At 52.5% G+C, this 17,085-nt stretch carries 15 protein-coding genes; 3 read left to right on the forward strand and 12 right to left on the reverse strand.

Annotated elements, in window-relative coordinates:
* Positions 1-14 precede the first annotated feature (14 nt).
* The 3 genes from AC3RCL_RS28215 to AC3RCL_RS28225 all read right to left on the reverse strand — a co-directional run bounded on the left by AC3RCL_RS28215 (position 15) and on the right by AC3RCL_RS28225 (position 3,339).
* Positions 15-932: a carbohydrate ABC transporter permease gene (locus AC3RCL_RS28215; protein ID WP_009590108.1), complete on the reverse strand. Its 918-nt coding sequence runs from the start codon at positions 930-932 to the stop codon at positions 15-17.
* 130 nt (positions 933-1,062) lie between these two features.
* Complete coding sequence (locus AC3RCL_RS28220) at positions 1,063-2,457, reverse strand: ABC transporter substrate-binding protein (RefSeq protein ID WP_009590111.1); 1,395 nt, start codon at positions 2,455-2,457, stop codon at positions 1,063-1,065.
* A gap of 45 nt (positions 2,458-2,502) precedes the next feature.
* Complete coding sequence (locus AC3RCL_RS28225; RefSeq protein WP_036663781.1) at positions 2,503-3,339, reverse strand: MurR/RpiR family transcriptional regulator; 837 nt, start codon at positions 3,337-3,339, stop codon at positions 2,503-2,505.
* Between the two features lie 225 nt (positions 3,340-3,564).
* Here AC3RCL_RS28225 and AC3RCL_RS28230 point away from each other — a divergent pair, with 225 nt between their 5' ends.
* Both AC3RCL_RS28230 and murQ read left to right on the forward strand, forming a co-directional pair.
* Positions 3,565-4,521 carry a BadF/BadG/BcrA/BcrD ATPase family protein gene (locus tag AC3RCL_RS28230; protein WP_277747093.1) on the forward strand — a complete coding sequence of 319 codons (957 nt, stop codon included), beginning with the start codon at positions 3,565-3,567 and terminating at the stop codon, positions 4,519-4,521.
* A 55-nt stretch (positions 4,522-4,576) separates the two neighbouring features.
* Positions 4,577-5,488, forward strand: a complete 912-nt coding sequence (gene murQ / locus AC3RCL_RS28235) for an N-acetylmuramic acid 6-phosphate etherase (protein ID WP_213580936.1) — start codon at positions 4,577-4,579, stop codon at positions 5,486-5,488.
* Positions 5,489-5,738: 250 nt separating this feature from the next.
* Here the strand turns inward: murQ and AC3RCL_RS28240 are convergent, their stop codons facing one another.
* The 9 genes from AC3RCL_RS28240 to AC3RCL_RS28280 form a co-directional block, all read right to left on the reverse strand.
* Positions 5,739-6,602: an SDR family oxidoreductase gene (locus AC3RCL_RS28240; RefSeq protein WP_492533267.1), complete on the reverse strand. Its 864-nt coding sequence runs from the start codon at positions 6,600-6,602 to the stop codon at positions 5,739-5,741.
* A 233-nt stretch (positions 6,603-6,835) separates the two neighbouring features.
* On the reverse strand, positions 6,836-7,798 hold the full coding sequence (locus tag AC3RCL_RS28245) for an MraY family glycosyltransferase (protein ID WP_015737556.1): 963 nt from the start codon (positions 7,796-7,798) through the stop codon (positions 6,836-6,838).
* Positions 7,799-8,327: 529 nt separating this feature from the next.
* Positions 8,328-9,629, reverse strand: a complete 1,302-nt coding sequence (locus AC3RCL_RS28250) for a pyrimidine-nucleoside phosphorylase (RefSeq protein WP_492533270.1) — start codon at positions 9,627-9,629, stop codon at positions 8,328-8,330.
* Positions 9,630-9,810: 181 nt separating this feature from the next.
* Positions 9,811-10,518 carry a purine-nucleoside phosphorylase gene (gene deoD, locus AC3RCL_RS28255; RefSeq protein ID WP_009589537.1) on the reverse strand — a complete coding sequence of 236 codons (708 nt, stop codon included), beginning with the start codon at positions 10,516-10,518 and terminating at the stop codon, positions 9,811-9,813.
* Positions 10,519-10,542: 24 nt separating this feature from the next.
* Positions 10,543-11,721, reverse strand: coding sequence for a phosphopentomutase (gene deoB / locus AC3RCL_RS28260; RefSeq protein ID WP_492533272.1), 1,179 nt, complete (start codon positions 11,719-11,721; stop codon positions 10,543-10,545).
* Positions 11,722-11,801: 80 nt separating this feature from the next.
* The gene (locus tag AC3RCL_RS28265; RefSeq protein WP_340969015.1) at positions 11,802-12,980 is read right to left on the reverse strand and encodes a NupC/NupG family nucleoside CNT transporter; all 1,179 of its coding nucleotides are present in this window, start codon (positions 12,978-12,980) and stop codon (positions 11,802-11,804) included.
* Between the two features lie 84 nt (positions 12,981-13,064).
* Positions 13,065-13,730: a deoxyribose-phosphate aldolase gene (gene deoC, locus AC3RCL_RS28270; RefSeq protein ID WP_492533274.1), complete on the reverse strand. Its 666-nt coding sequence runs from the start codon at positions 13,728-13,730 to the stop codon at positions 13,065-13,067.
* A 390-nt stretch (positions 13,731-14,120) separates the two neighbouring features.
* Positions 14,121-15,056, reverse strand: a complete 936-nt coding sequence (deoR, locus tag AC3RCL_RS28275) for a DNA-binding transcriptional repressor DeoR (protein ID WP_492533276.1) — start codon at positions 15,054-15,056, stop codon at positions 14,121-14,123.
* A 187-nt stretch (positions 15,057-15,243) separates the two neighbouring features.
* Positions 15,244-15,978 carry a ThuA domain-containing protein gene (locus AC3RCL_RS28280; protein WP_458715765.1) on the reverse strand — a complete coding sequence of 245 codons (735 nt, stop codon included), beginning with the start codon at positions 15,976-15,978 and terminating at the stop codon, positions 15,244-15,246.
* Between the two features lie 149 nt (positions 15,979-16,127).
* Between AC3RCL_RS28280 and AC3RCL_RS28285 the strand changes: the two genes are divergently transcribed.
* Positions 16,128-17,015, forward strand: coding sequence for a helix-turn-helix transcriptional regulator (locus AC3RCL_RS28285; protein ID WP_492536487.1), 888 nt, complete (start codon positions 16,128-16,130; stop codon positions 17,013-17,015).
* Positions 17,016-17,085: the final 70 nt, after the last annotated feature.

Raw genomic sequence — 17,085 nt, forward strand, 5'->3', positions numbered from 1 at the left:
TTCAAAAATAGGCCTTAGTACTCCACGTCGGACGAGAAGTATTTGAATTGAATGATGGAAATGACAATAATCAAGGCAGCCAGGACAAAAGATTGCGCCGCCGCAAGTCCGAATTCATAGAAATTGAACGCCGTGCTGTAAATCAGATAGGCGATGGTTGTCGTCGCGAAGTTCGGTCCGCCCTGCGTCATCAGGTACACCGAGATGAACACCTGGAAAGACGTAATGACGCCCGTCACCAGCAGATACAGGGTGGTTGGTTTCATCAGCGGCCACGTAATGCGCCAGAATTTGGACCAACCGCTGGCATGGTCGATGTCCGCAGCTTCATAGAGCGATTTCGGAATCCCGCCCATGGCGGCCAAATAGAGAATAATGCCCGCGCCATGCGAACCGAGCCAGTTCATCAGAATGAGCGAAAAGAGCGCCGTGTTCGATTTGCCGAGCCATATGACCGGATCGAATCCGAACAAACCGATGAAACGGTTCAGCAGCCCGGCTTGGGTCGGATCGTAGATCGCGAGCCATACCACCGAAATGGTGACCCCGGAGGCAACGGCCGGCAAATACATCGTAGCCTTGAAGAAGGTCTGCCATTTATTTTTCATCTGAAAAATAAAAAAGGATAATGCATACGTAATGACAATGTTAACCGGAACGGTACCGATCGTGAAGATGACCGTATTCCTCATGGATTTCCAGAACACTTCATCCTGTACCATCCGTGTGTAGTTGTCTGCTCCAATCCATTCGGAGCCCATCACGCTGTATTCCTGAAAACTCATCAGAAAAGCGGAGGCGACAGGGTAGAGCGTGAATATCAAAAACAACAGTACGGGAGCCAGAATGAATAAATACGCCCATCCATATTCTCGTATGTACCCCTTCATGGGGGGACGTGATGGCCGGGCTTGCGCCGGGGCAGTCTGCATGTGATTTCCTCCTTTGCGCACAGGTGAAGTATTTTCATGAAGCCTTATAGAGCCTGGAGCGATTGGTTTAAAAAGGGAGTGCCCCGATCGTTCCTGCTAAGGACAACGGGACACCCCCTTATAACTTCAATTACTGTCCTAAAATTTGTTTGCCTTTGTCCTTGAAGTCTTGTGCGATCTGCTCCGGCGTCTTCTCGCCAGAGAACAGCGCTTGAATGTTCGGCTTCACCACTTGCTCCTTGAATTTCTTCTGGTTGCCCGAAGCATCCGCATCGAGATTCAAAGTCACCGGAATTTCCTTGAAGTTCGCGAAAATTTCCGCTGCTTTAATGGTAGATTCCGTACCGAGCCCTTTGCCTTCATAAAACTCCGCTTGGGATTTACGAACGAAAGGCAGCACCAGTTCATTCGCGGAATTACCTGCTTTCGCGCCGCTCAGTCCTTCCATGATGAGGAACGTGTTCTTTGCATGCTCTTCGCCCTTATCCTTCTTCTGTTTGAACGCTACGTAGCCTTCGCCAAACATGGAGGTCTTGCGCTCAGCCCCGTCATTATGCGGAACCGGCAGCAGGACGAAGTCGATTTTCGCGCCTTGGACCGTACCGCTGTCAATATCCTTCGCGCGGTTCTGCAGCATCACGTCATAGTAAGGGATCGCCTTGGACACGATCGCGGCTTCCTCGGCATAGAACAGGTCCATCCGTTTCGCCGGCGTAATCGCGGCAGTCTCTGCAGGCAGATGTCCGGCTTTCATCAGATCGGACACGAACGTCATCGTATCCAGGATCCGCTCGTCATTCCATTGGAACTCTCCCTTGTCGTTCAGAACGTCAGGCATGCCGTTGCTGCGCGTCAGCATTTCCATGAAGTCCAGGGAAGTACCGTCCGTCACCAGCGCATACTGCGTATTGCCGTTCGGAAGTTTCTTGGTCAGCTTCTCGGCAGCAGCCTTGAACTCGGTCCAAGTCCAGCCGTTCTCTTGAATAGCCTTCCAGTCGATGCCTGCTTCTTCGAGAATCTTCTTGTTGCCGCCCCAAGCCCAGAGGGATTGGTACAGCGGGAGACCATACTGCTTGCCCTGGATTTGACCCAGCTCAAGCGTTCCCGGCAGATAGTCGTTCTTGATTTCATCCGTAATATAAGGGGTCAGTTCCAGTGCCAGGCCCGTATCCACATAAGCTCCATCCACCGCGTGGAAGTATAGGTCAGGCGGGTTGCCGGCATTCAAGGCGACGTCGAACTTCTTCGGGCCTTCAGCCCAGGAGAGCACTTCGGTTTGTACGGTAATATGCGGATATTTCTCCTTCAAATCCGCCACATGCTCTTTCAATTCATCTTCGTATTTACCATGTACCGGATAAGTCCAGACAACAACCGTGTCCTGCTTCGGCGCAGCTTCGCCGTTTCCTTCCGAAGCCGTTCCGCTTCCGCCTTCCGGTGCCTTCGCTCCGCCGGAACCGCCGCAAGCCGCGGTAAACACGAGCATCAAAGAAGCCAACAATGTAAGCCAACCTTTTTTCTTCATGTACTACTCCCCTTATCATTTATATATTTGTGGTTTCGCTATGAACTACAAACGCTTGATCGCTCGCCGGCTTTCATCCAGGTATTTCACTGAATTCTCGTAATTCCGGCTGGCGACGCCAAGATATAAAATATCGATAAGATTAAGCTGCGTAATACGAGAGGACATCGCGCCACTGCGAATCTCGTTCTCCGTCGAGGAGGTGTACAAAGGTATGTCGACCGATCGGCTCAAGGTAGAATCTCCGTATTTGGTAATGCCTATCGTCTTGCACCCCTTCTCCTTGGCAATGGCTGCTGCGCGGATCACCTCGTCCGTTTCACCGGAATAGGAAATGCATACGGCCGCATCTTCCGGAGTCAGCAGCACCGCCGAGGTGAGCTGAACATGAGGGTCCGGAAAAGATATGCATACCTTATTGATCCGCAAAAATTTCTGCTGGGCATCCATCCCGATCAGATTGGAAGCCCCTACCCCAAACATGAAAATGCGCTTCGACTGATCGAGGGCCAGAACGGCCTCTTCCACCATCCCTTCCTCCATAATCTTCATCGTATCCCGAATCGATTGAATGTTATTGTTCGAGACGTTCTGTATAATTGCAGAAATGCTGTCATTGGGCCGGATATCCTGATATCCGGTGGCTAATGGCTCCTGCAAGTCTCCGGCTACCTTCAGCTTCAGATCCTGATAGCCTTTGAATCCCATCGTTTTGCACAGGCGCACAATGGCTGCCTGACTGGAGCCGCTTCGGACAGCAAGATCCGCCACCGACATTTGTATCATCTCTGCCGGCTCCTGCAAAATGAAGGCTGCAACCTTGCGCTCGGACGGATTTAATGAATCATACACCTCGCGCAATCGAACCAATCCGCCGTTCATTTCTTGCCCCCCTTTTCAAATCATCCTCTGATGGTCACTACTATGTAATATTACTTTACACATCTTGAATGAAAGCATGACTGGTATCGCTTTCACTATCAGTGGATTGAGTTTATTATAAATTGTATGAAATTATATTTCAATACATAATTCATGATTTAAAATTTTATTTTACAACACCTGGTTTTTCTCCTATACTGGATATAGAAAGCGAAGTGGTTCAATATGGAAATTTTTATCGGTGTCGATGGCGGCGGTACAAAGACCGAAGCAACCGCTATCAATAGCGCTGGAGAAGTGTTGTCCCGTTTTACCGGAGGTTCCACCAATCCTTACATTGTAACATTCGATAAAGCGATGGAGGAACTCCGAACCGTGTTGGATGAGCTCATGGCCCCTCTTTTTAATAAGTCGTTTTTATTAACATCAATATGCCTTGGTATGTCAGGTATAAGTTCGGTAGAGGAACGACAGCGTGTACAATCTCACCTGCGTTCCTACTTCCGGCAGCGGCAGCTCTCGCTGCGTATTTACATGCGTTCGGAAGCCGAAATTTCATTGATGGCGGTACTGGGGCGTCAGCATGGAATACTCGCAATCTCAGGAACAGGCTCCAATACCTACGGCATCACCCAATCGGGAGACATCTACCGCGTCGGTGGTTGGGGACATCTTCTCGGAGATGAAGGCAGCGGTTATCAGATCGGACTTCAGACTCTGAAATCCGTGATCAAGAGCCATGAAGGCATAACGCCCCCCACCCTCATGAGCAGCCTGATCGTTGCAGCCTACCCGATCCGGCATATTACCGACCTCAAATCTTACATTTATCAGCCCGCTATAACGAAACAGGATATCGCCTCTTTCGCCCGCTGCTGCATCGAGGCAGCCGACGCCGGCGATGAAACGGCACTACGCATTATCAGGCAGCAGGCCGAAGAGCTGGCCGATACCACTTGCGCGCTCATTCGACAGAACGCCGAATTCGCCGAGAGCGAGCTTGTGGGAATCGGCTCGATTTTCAAGCATTCACGATGGTTCCGGGAGACGTACACCAGCCTTATGCTTACACGTTACCCCCTGCTCCGTTTCCCTGAAGGAAACCGTGAGCGAACGCCCGCGCAGGGCGGGGCCCTGTTGGCCTGCAAGCTATTTACTGACGGCGTCTCTGACTTGCTGTAGCTTCCACATCATCAGTGCCCGTCCATATTCCAAGGCAAAAAAGGAGACCTGTCTCATGACGAATATTCTAAGTCAATTGACAACCGAACAGCCTCACGAAAATACCCAGAACATTGATCAGTTGAGCTCGGAACAAATCATGATCCTCATCAACAATGAAGATAGCCTGATCACCGATGCGATTCGCGAACTCATTCCTCTGATTGCCAGGGCGGCCGATCACGTTGTCGATGCTTTCCAGAAGGGCGGCAGATTGTTTTACATCGGTGCGGGGACCAGCGGTCGCATCGGGATTCTGGACGCATCCGAGTGCCCGCCTACCTATGGAACGGACCCGTCCATGGTGCAGGGGTTGATTGCCGGCGGCTTCAGGGCCGTCAAAGAGGCCATCGAAGGCGCTGAGGATAGCGAAGAGCTCGGCGAGCAGGATATCAATGAAAACGGTATCAACGAGAAGGACGTCGTTCTTGGCATCGCTGCAAGCGGACGCACGCCGTATGTCCTTGGCGCCATGAGACGCGCCAAGGAAAGAGGGGCCGTTGTTATCGGTTTGTGCAACAATTACGAATCGCCGATGCATCAGTATGCCGAATTCGTGATCGAGGCTGTCGTGGGTCCCGAGGTCATCATGGGCTCCACGCGCATGAAGGCCGGCACCTCTCAGAAGCTGATTCTGAACATGCTGACGACCACCGCCATGATTCGGATCGGCAAGGTGTACAAAAACCTGATGGTTGACCTCAACCCGTCGAACAATAAGCTGGTCCATCGCGCCAAGCGCATCATTACCCTGGCAACGGGAGCATCAGAGGAGGCCGTGGAGAAGGCATACCATGAAGCCGGCGCCCATGTCAAAACCGCGATCGTAATGCTGCTTGCCAACGTCAGTGCCGCGGAAGCCTCCAAGCTTCTTGACGGTACCAGCGGGTTTGTGCGCAGCGCGATCGATATGAAAACAACGAAATAACATAACGTGTGCTTATGTGCGAACTAAGGCACCCGTCGTGAAATGTTAAACGGGATATCCCAGGTCCGGTCGATCTGGAGGATATCCCGTTTATTTGTTTGCCAGCCTTGGACCTTTATGTACGGATAGACGTCATCTTATTGATGGGCCGACGGGTTTCATCGTTCATGGATGCCCGTTCTGCCCCATCGGATCGTTAGGCTTCAGCCCCTCGCGAAACCTGGACTTCTTATAAACAACCGTGGGTTCATCACTCCTTGTCCGATGCCCGGCCGACCTGTTGTTCGCTCCATTCCCACAGGCGCGCAGCCAGCTTCGGATCCCTTGCCTTCTCGGTCGTTTTGGCCGGTTTGCATTTGACGTAGTATTCCCCTGACACATGCTCCACTTCTGGGCTTGATGCCAGGTAAATCGCTGTCCGGGCTCCTTCGAGCGGGGTTAAGAAGAAGGGACGAAGCAGCTTATGAACGGCTTTGCCGAAGCCTGTATCCCGGTTCACGCCGATGCTGGTGCTGACGGCGCCCGGATGAAGCGCATTAACCGTTATCCTTGTCGGCTGCAGCCTGCGGGCCAGCTCTTTGGTGAATAAAATGTTAGCCAGTTTGGACTGCGCGTAACCCTTGGCCACATTGAAGCCCTTCCCAAGATTCGGATCATCGAAGTGGATGCTGCCCACCTTGTGCGCTCCGGAGGAAACGTTCACGACCCTCCCCTGCCTGGCATGCTGAAGGGGCTCCAGCAGCTCGTTCGTTAGCAAAAAATGCCCCAGATGGTTGACTCCGATCATCGCTTCGAATCCGTCCTTCGTCAGTTCCCGCTGAATGGTGACCACGCCGGCGTTATTCACCAGAACGTCAAGCTGCTCGTATTTGGCCTTATATTCGGAAGCAAATGCCCTAATGCTGTCAAAAGACCCTAAATCCAGCGACATCAGCTCGATGTTCGAGCTGCCGCTCTCCTGCTGCGCCTGCCGAAGAGCCTCTTCGCCCCTGGCCCGACTACGGCAGGCCATAATCACGTGCGCTCCGCCTTTTGCCAGCTCCGACGTCGTTGCCAGGCCCATGCCGGAGTTGGCTCCTGTTACGATGACGATCTTTCCTGTCATGTCATTCATCCCGCTGACCTCCTGTTCGTATCCTTCTACCATTGTAATAACAAAAACGTCTATCGACGTACTTTCTCAGAAGACAGACCGCATTTAGCGGAAGTTTTTCTTGCGAGACAAGGATGGTAAGCCTCCGAAGTTTATACTTTCTTATCTCTAAAAAAAAGTCCCGCCACCAACATCGATCTGGAGACGAGACTTCAATTTCGTACTGAAGAAAGCTTATGCCAGGCTTATACGCCTCAAGCGCCGCCGTTCATGGCGAGTATGATCGCAGCCAGTCCGAAGCAGAGGTTCAGCAGGCACAGGAATACCAGCGTCTGCTTCTGGTTGAGCCCCGTTGCCAGCAAACGATAATGGGCTTGGGAGGCATCGGCCTGATAGATCGGCTTGGATTGAAGCATTCTGCGGATGACCACGATGATATTATCGAAGATGGGCACGCCCAGCGCAAAGATGGGAACGAACAAGGACGCCAGGGTCGCACCCTTAAACGCGCCGTCCAGAGCAATAATCCCAAGGATGAACCCGAGGAAGGTAGCGCCGGCATCCCCCATGAACACTCTGGCCGGCGGCTTGTTGTACCTTAAATATCCCAGCGCGGCTCCTACGAGTATGACGGCGAGCAAGGCGGATTCGCCTCGGCCCATCGTAATCGCGACAACAAACAGCGTACCTCCGGATATGGCGGATAGTCCTCCTGCCAGCCCGTCGATGCCATCCGAGAAGTTAATAACCGTCGTAACGCCGAAGATCCACAGAATCGTTAAGATCAGCTGCAGCCATTCCGGCAAGTTAATATAGTGACCCGTAAACGGATTGTTGAATCCTTCGAACGCGATGCCGTAGCTGTATACAACGACGGCTGCGCTGACCTGTACAATGAGCTTCGGCAGCGAAGCCAGCTCCTTGCCCTGGGACTTATACCAATCGTCCACGAGGCCGATCCCAAGAATCAACGCGCTACCGATAAAGATACCTACCGCTTCCCTTGAGATGGTACCTGTAAGCGCAAAATAAGTGATGAAAAATCCGATGAATATGGCGACTCCCGCCGTCAGCGGTATCGGCTCGCGGTGTATTTTCCGCTCGCTGTCCGGCCTTGGCTTGTCCACAAAATCAATCTTGATCGCAAGTTTGCGAAATGGCGGAATCAATACCAACACCAGCACCATGGATATGACAAACGCTGCAAAATAGAGCATGGTTTCCTCCCAATGAATGATGAATAATGGAGAACATTGCAATCTAAGTATATGACTTATAGCGAATCCTATCAACCTATCAAAAAGAAAAAGACCGCCGCATCCGTAGAAATTCTACTTAGCAGCAGCCCTTTTCGGACTCATCGGTTAAGACTCCTTCTTCACCGCAAGCCCAATGATCATAACGATAAGTGCCAGCAAAGCAATCAACTGATCGATGGTCATGGCCAAAAGCCTCCTTGAATGGCAGGATGGCTCTTGCCGGACTACGCATCTCCCTCTCCCGTTAAATGCCTTACGTTTTCCCCATTACCATCCTATGAGGGTTCATCCCCCGTTTATGACGATGACCGCCAAAAAAACCTGCCCTCGTTCAGATAACTTTCGAGGGCAGGTTTGCATATCGCGCAGGCACGGGGGAAGAGGCAGCGCACGGGGTACGAGGTACTCATTCCGGACAGCGTACGAGGCACTCATTCCAAACAGCGCCAGCGTTTAGGTTATGGCTCGCTTCGGATCGAAATTCGCCTTATTCCGTCACGATGTCATAAATCAATACAGGGGCATCCGCATGATCAGCGATTCGAATGCTTTCATACAGCTTCTGCTTCACGTCGTCCACGTTCTCGCGGTTGGCATGGATCGTGACAAGGGAATCCCCCTTCTTCACGGCATCGCCGACCTTCTTGTTCAGCATCAGGCCTACCGCCAAATCAATTTCAGATTCCTTCGTCGCGCGGCCGGCCCCGAGCAGCATCGCCGCCGTACCGATCTCATCCGCTACCAGCTCGGCGACAACACCGTCCTGCTGCGCGGGAAGCTCAATGAGATACTGTGCCTTCGGCAGACGGTCAGGATGATCCACCACGGACGAATCTCCGCCCTGGTTCTGGATGAATTCCTTGAACTTCTCCAGTGCCTTGCCGTTGCGAATCACCTCTTTTAGCTTCTCTTCGGCATCTTCAAGCGAGTCGGCCTTCCGGGCCAGATACACCATCTGTCTGCCCAGCGCCAGGCACAGCTCTTCCAGATCCTTCGGGCCCTCGCCGCGAAGCGCATCGATCGCTTCCTGCACTTCCAGCGAATTGCCGATCGCGGCCCCAAGCGGTTGGCTCATATCGGAAATGACCGCCATCGTTTTGCGGCCGACGTTGTTGCCGATGCTGACCATGGCGTGTGCCAGTTCCTTGGCATCCTCCACCGTTTTCATGAACGCGCCTGCGCCGGTTTTAACGTCCAGCACAATCGCATCCGAACCGGCGGCAATCTTCTTGCTCATGATCGAGCTTGCAATCAGCGGAATGGAATTGACGGTGGCCGTCACATCCCGGAGCGCGTACAGTTTTTTGTCTGCCGGCGTGAGGTTTCCAGTTTGGCCGATGACGGCGATTTTATGTTGATTCACAAGGTTCACAAATTCGTCTTTGCTTATCTCCACATGGAAGCCTTCGATGGATTCCAGCTTGTCGATCGTTCCTCCGGTATGGCCGAGGCCTCGTCCCGACATCTTCGCTACCGGAATATCCAGAGCCGCTACGAGCGGAGCCAGCACCAGCGTCGTCGTGTCGCCTACGCCCCCGGTGGAATGCTTATCGACCTTGATTCCCTCAATTGCGGACAGATCAATCGTTTCGCCGGAGTTTACCATCGCCATCGTCAAGTCCGCCCGTTCCCGGTCGGACATGTCCTGGAAATAAATCGCCATGTTCATGGCGCTCACCTGATAGTCGGGAATATCTCCCTTGGTATATCCGTCGATAAAGAAATTGATCTCTTCTGTTGTCAGTTCCTTGCCGTCGCGTTTCTTCGCAATTAAATCAACCATTCTCATCGTACATTCTCCTCACTGTTTGCGATGATTGTATTCCTTCCACGGGAAGCATTACAAATACGGACTGTTCTTCCTTCCGATCGCCGCTGCCCCCAAATTCCTTATTATTGGAATCCGTGGGCAAAGTCGACCTGGTCGCTTCTCCAAAACAATTCCGCCTTCTGCGCTCAGGGCAGTTTCCTTACAATGAAATCGCCGTATCCAGCGCGACTTCCATCATCTCGTTAAACGTCGTTTGCCGCTCCTCGGAAGAAGTCTCTTCCCCTGTGAGCAAGTGATCGCTAACGGTCAGGATCGTCAGGGCATTCACGCCGAATCGTGCCGCGATCGTGTAGAGCGCCGTCGTCTCCATTTCCACGCCGAGCACGCCATGCTGCATCAGCTTCTCCACCACGGATTTGTCCTCGCGGTAGAACACATCGGACGTGAACACGTTGCCGACATGCATCTTCAGGCCTTTCTCCTTGCCACGCTCATACGCGCCGAGCAGCAGCGGGAAGCTGGCAATCGGGGAGAAATCATAACCGTTGAAGTGGTGACGGTTCATGCCGGAATCCGAGCAAGCCGCCTGGGCCAGAATGACGTCGCGCACCCGGACGTGCTCCTGCATCGCGCCGCAGGTTCCGACGCGGAACAGGTTTTTGACGCCATATTCCCGAATGAGTTCATTGACATAAATCCCGATGGAAGGCACGCCCATGCCCGATCCCTGAACGGAAATGCGTTTTCCTTTATAGGTTCCCGTAAATCCAAGCATCCCCCGCACTTCGTTGTAGCAGGTTACGTCCTCCAAATACGTCTCGGCAATGAATTTAGCCCGCAGCGGGTCGCCTGGCAGCAGAATCGACTCCGCGATATCTCCCGGTTTCGCTCCAATATGTGTACTCATGTCCCATTCCTCCACTTGTTCGATTTATTTCAAATCTCTCAAAAAGCTGGTTCCGTGCTCCGGCAGCTTCACGCCGAAGTTGTCGGCAACCGTGGCGCCGATGTCGGCAAAGGTCTTGCGAAGCGGCAGTTCCTTGCCTTCCGCGAAGCGAGGGGAATATACAAGCAGCGGCACGTATTCTCGCGTATGGTCCGTGCCCTTGTAAGTAGGATCATTCCCGTGGTCGGCCGTGATGATCAGGAGATCGTTCTCCGTCATTTTCTCGAATACCTCCGGCAGGCGCCGATCGTAATCCTCCAGCGCTTGGCCGTATCCTTTCGGGTCGCGGCGGTGTCCGTACACGGCATCGAAATCCACGAGATTCAGGAAGCTCAGCCCCTTGAAGGATTCATCCAGGGTTTGCACCATTTTGTCCATGCCGTCCATGTTCGATACGGTTCTGACTGCCTTCGTAATGCCTTCCCCGTCGTAAATATCGGAGATTTTACCGAGGGCGATGACGTCAAGACCGGCATCCTTCATCTCGTTCATCGTCGTACGTCCGAAAGGCTTCAAGGCATAGTCATGCCGATTCGCCGTACGCTTGAAGCTCCCCGCCTCGCCAATGAAAGGACGGGCAATGATCCGGCCGAGCATATACGGATCTTCCAGCGTGATTTCGCGGCAGAACTCGCAAATCTCGTACAGCTCCTTGAGAGGAACCACATCCTCATGCGCAGCGATTTGAAGCACGGAATCGGCAGAGGTATAGATGATCAAAGCCCCTGTTTTTACATGCTCTTCGCCAAGCTCTTCGATAATCTCCGTTCCGCTGGCCGGCTTATTGCCGATAACCTTGCGTCCGGTTTTCTCTTCGATGCGCTGAATCAGCTCGTCCGGGAACCCGTCCGGGAATACGCGAAATGGCGTATCGATATACAAGCCCATAATCTCCCAATGGCCTGTCATGGTATCTTTGCCATTCGAAGCTTCCTGCATCTTCGTATAGTAAGCCCGAGGTTGATCCGTTGCAGGGACGCCCTCGATCTCCCGGATGTTGGACAGCCCGAGCGCTGCCATGTTCGGCATGTTCAGCCCGCCGCATTCGCGGGCGATATGCCCCAGCGTGTCGGAGCCGATGTCATCAAAATCAGCCGCATCCGGTGCTTCCCCGATGCCAACGGAGTCCAATACGATCAAGTGAATTCGGTCAAAACGTTCCATATCCATTGCTCCCCCTCATATAGAGTTGTTGAATCAAACTTATCCATAAGGCTCGCTTGCAGTAGTTCCCTCTGCTGGGCTTACAGGAACAGTCCGGTAATCGTAGCCGACAGCACGCTCACCAGCGTCGCCCCGTACAGCAGCTTTAGGCCGAAGCGGGCGACCACGTTCCCCTGCTTCTCGTTCAGGCCTTTAACCGCGCCGGCAATGATGCCGATCGAGGAGAAGTTGGCGAAGGACACCAGGAATACGGATACGATACCTACGGTGCGTTCGGACATATTCGTGAAGTTGGCCAGATCAAGCATCGCGACGAACTCATTCGATACCAGCTTGGTAGCCATGATGCTGCCTGCATCCACCGCCTCTTTCCAAGGCACGCCCATCACAAAAGCGAATGGAGCAAAGATGTAACCTAACAGCTCCTGGAAGGTGATTCCGAAAATCATATCAAAAATGCCGTTGATCATTGCGATCAAAGCAACGAAGCCGAGGAGCATCGCCGCAACGGTAATCGCGACCTTGAAACCATCCATGATGTATTCGCCCAGCATTTCGAAGAAGGATTGCTTCTCCTCCTCCTGCACCTCCAGAATATCCTCTTCCTTCTCCACCTTGTAGGGATTGACGATGGAAGCGATGATAAATCCGCCAAACAGGTTCAATACAAGCGCGGTCACCACATACCGCGGCTCGATCATGGTCATGTATGCGCCGACGATCGACATCGATACCGTGGACATCGCGGAAGCGCAAAGCGTATACATGCGGTGCTTCGGAATTAAGGCGATCTGTTTTTTGACCGAGATAAACACCTCGGATTGCCCCAGGATCGCGGAAGCTACCGCATTGTAAGACTCCAGCTTACCCATGCCGTTGACTTTACTCAAGACGAGGCCGATATATCTTACGATAAACGGCAGTACCTTAATATATTGAAGTATACCAATCAACGCGGAAATAAACACGATTGGCAGCAGGACATTCAAGAAGAACGGACCTGCACCTTCATTGGCAATGCCGCCAAATACAAACTCGATTCCGGCTCCGGCATAGCCAAGCAGCGCTTCAAACGTGCTGGCTATCCCTTTAACAAGATACTCGCCGATGCTTGTATTCAGCAGGACGAATCCAAGGATCAGCTGCAGCACAATCATGACAGCCAGCGGGCGATAACGAATGTTGCGCTTATCATTGCTGATAAGGAACGCAAGACCGAATACGACCAGCAAACCTAGTATGGCGATTAGAAATTTCATCGTCGATGTTCCCCCATAGGTGAATTTTTTTGATAGATGGCATGGCTACCGAATCATCGAAAACCGTATAATCCAAAAAACGATTTAGTAGGAAGAGCTGGATTGGCCGCCCTCCATAATTTTCACGCCGGAGCTGGCCCCGATACGCGTTGCGCCCGCTTCAATCATGCGATCCATGTCTTCCTTGCTGCGCACGCCGCCGGAAGCCTTAACGCCCGTGTTTTCTCCGACCGTCTTGCGCATCAAGGCGACATCCTCCGGAGTAGCTCCGCCCGTGGAGAATCCTGTGGAGGTTTTGACAAAATCGGCTCCGGCTTTCACGGACAGCTGGCACGCACGCACCTTCTCTTCTTCGGTCAGAAGGCTTGTCTCAATGATGACCTTGACCAGGGCTTTGCCCTTGGCTGCATCCACGACAGCCTGAATATCTTGCTGCACCAGCTCATCGTTCCGATCTTTCAGCGCCCCGATGTTGATGACCATATCAACCTCCGTAGCCCCGTTAGCGATGGCATCCTTCGCTTCAAAAGCCTTTACGGCCGTCGTGTTAGCCCCCAGCGGGAAGCCGATAACGGTGCATACTTTGACGCTCGTGCCCGCAAGCTGCTCAGCACAGTAGGATACCCAAGTCGGGTTCACGCAAACCGCAGCAAATCCGTACTTTTTGGCCTCAACCGTAATTTTCGTGATCTCGGCCTGGGTTGCATCCGCCTTCAACAGCGTGTGGTCGATCATTCCTGCTATATTCATCTGGTTAAAACACTCCTTATATTGTTTTTATGCAATCTTGTAAAAGCGCTATCATAACGCTCAATCCTTTAGACGGGACCATCATATCACAGCCTTGAACATATGTAAAACATATATTGAAAATATGTTCATTCCGATTTATGGCAATGATATTTATCATTGTTCGCTGAAGGACTATTCATCATTCAGGAATAATCTAACAATTCACGCCGTTTACTATGCTCTATACCCTGTCAGCGTAAACATAAACAGAGAATATTCCTCCCATGCGGCTTGGGGAAGCCGATTTCCAATACGCAAAAAAAACACCCCGTCCAGACAGAGGAAGCTGATTGCCGCTTCGACCTTCCGGAACGAGGTGCCGTAAAACTGCACAATATGTTGGACATTTCATGGAAGCAAGGCTTGCGCCGTAAACTGGTCCGTTACCAGGATGTTTGCATACTTGCCGATCAGCGCAGCTCGGATGGCCTCCACCTTGCGCTGCCCGCCTGCCACGAGAATCGATTTCTCCTTGTGGCGCAAATCGTCCAAATCGATGCCCACCGTACGATTGTTGATATCCTCGCTGCACACCCTGCCCTCCGCATCGAAAAAACGGGAGCAAATATCTCCCGCGCCGATCCGCTGGAGCAGCTTCTGTTCTTCCTTGCTCAGATAACCGAGCCGGAACAGCAGCGCGTCTTCATGAACGGTACCCACTGTAAACATGGCAATATTGGCTTGTTTGCCTAATTGGATGATCCGCTGGATATGCCGGTCCCTCTCCACCATTTCCTTTAGCTCCGTGGTGTCGAAGATGACCGGCAGCGGCAAATATCTCGCCATTGTGTGGTACGCCTCGGCGAAAAGATTGACGATCTCGGCGGCATACGTGTTCACATGCGAATGGCTGACGCCGCCCTTCAACTGCACGACCTCGACGCCCCGAACGGGCTTTTGCTGCAGCTGAAGCGCCACGGCATGCATGGTCGTTCCCCAGGTAACGCCGATGATATCCGCATCCTGGACCGTTTCATGCAGGTAATCGGCTGCCTTTTTGCTGATATGCTTCTGGATTTCGCGGTATTCGTTAGCGGGAGAATAACTCACCAGCACGTGTTCCAAACCGTAAGCCTTCTTCACCCTTTCGGCCAAAGCGCCCAGGTCCTCGAGAGGGTCCACGATGCTGATCTGCACATAACCCTGCTCCTTGGCGTGCTGAAGAAGCCTGGAGACCGTAGGGCGGGAAACGCCGAGTCTCGTGGCGATATCCTGCTGGCTGTAATCCGACATATAGTACAATCTTGCCGCCTCAATGCTGAGGCGCTGTTTATCCTGATCCATGATCCAACCCACTTTTATTATGTCGTAATCGAATTGGGTCCATTATACATCGTTATGCTGCGGATTTCGATAGCGCCGTCTTCGTAAACACATACAAGCGCCCGATCAACACATAAAGTCCTGACATTGCAGGAGATTCACGCGTTGACAACGGGCGCTTGCTAAGAACCAGCCTATACCTCTATAGCTATACCGGCTGTACGTATTCGAGCGGAGATACCCGGCCATAGGACGTCTTCGCACCTTGAATCGGTGCCGCCCAAGCCACGGCATTGGCAATCACCTGCTGAATTTCAGGCTGGTGATAGGTAGGGAACGCTTCATGACCCGGTCTGAAATAGAAGAGCTTGCCGCGTCCGCGCTTGTAGCAGCAGCCGCTGCGGAACACCTCGCCGCCTTCGAACCAGGAGACAAACACCAGCTCATCCGGCGCCGGAATCTCAAAACGCTCCCCGTACATTTCCTCCTGCGGAATCTCGATATACTCACCGAGCCCGCTGACGATCGGATGGCCGGGATCGATGACCCACAACCGTTCCTTCTCGCCGTCGTCGCGCCATTTCAGCGCGCCGGTGTTCGTGCCGAGAAGGCGCTGGAAAATCTTCGAGCCGTGGCCGGAATGCAGCACGATGATCCCCATGCCGTCCAATACGCGCTGGCGCACTTTTTCCACGATATCATCCCGTACTTCACTGTGCGCCACATGCCCCCACCAGATCAGAACGTCCGTTGAAGCGAGCACGTCGTCCGTCAATCCGTGTTCCGGATCATCCAGCACGGCGGTGCGTACGACGAACTGTGCATCTTTCCCCAGAAAATCGGCAATCGTCCGGTGGATGCCTTCGGGGTAAATCTTCGCGATCTGTTCATTATGTCTTTCGTGCCGGTATTCGTTCCATACCGTTACATTGATATTAGCCAAGGATGGCGGCCTCCTTTAAATTGAAATCCAAAGACCTCTTATGCATTCAACCCAAGTATAGGCTGTGTTACAATGAACGGGAATGTGTGAAAGTTACTCTTTTTGTACAAAAACGACTTCGCGTTTTTTAAGGAGAGAGGGTGGAACTCGTGCTATCGATGAACGCTGACTATGTGCCTAGAATCAAACTGATGGGCTTCGTCTCCTATAAGAACCCCTGGATTCATTTCAAACGGAACACCCACGAGCATATTCTGTATTTCGTGAAGAGCGGCGAGCTTCATATGCGGGAGAACGGCGAATCCCATGTGCTCCGAAAAGGCGACATGCTGGTGCTTGAGCCGCATCTGGACCATGAGGGAACCCAGAAGCATCCCTGCGACTACTACTATATTCATTTTGAGCATCCCGATATTCGGCAGGCGCCCGAACGTCCCTTATCCCTGCTGGCCAAGCAGTGGATCATGAGCGAGAATCAGCCGGCAGGCAAGGATGACGGCAGGCCGCTGTACTTTCCGAAGACCTGCACGTTAACCCAGAGAAAAAGTCTTCATCACATGTACCATGCCCTCAGTGAAATGCTGCAGCTTTACAGAAGAAAGCACTTTTACCGCAGTTTGACCGCGCTCAAATTCATGGAAATGCTGATCGAGCTGTCCCGCGAAAGCCTGTTCGATGAACTGGAGAAGGACAGCCCGCACACCAAGTCCTATATGAAAGTGCATGCGCTGCTCGACTACATCCACGAACATTATGCCGAGAAAATCATCAGCTCGGATATCGAACAGCGCTTCGAATGCAACTATGACTATATCAATCGGGTGTTTGCCAAGCTCACGGGCCATACGATCATGCGATACGTGAATCAGGTCCGGATCAATCATGCCAAAGAGTTAATCGAGGCCACTCACCTCAGCTTCGGGGAGATCGGATATCTGACCGGCCTGGATGATCCCTTTTATTTCAGCAAGGTGTTCAAGAAATACGTCGGCATGTCGCCGAACCAATACTATAAGCAGGTTCGCGACAAGGAATAAGGCGGGGGACCGGGGGCCAGCGTCCGGCATCATGGTTGGCGTATCGTGGATAAGTCATAGCGAACGTTCC

It is taken from the genome of Paenibacillus sp. MT86 (genome assembly GCF_058792535.1).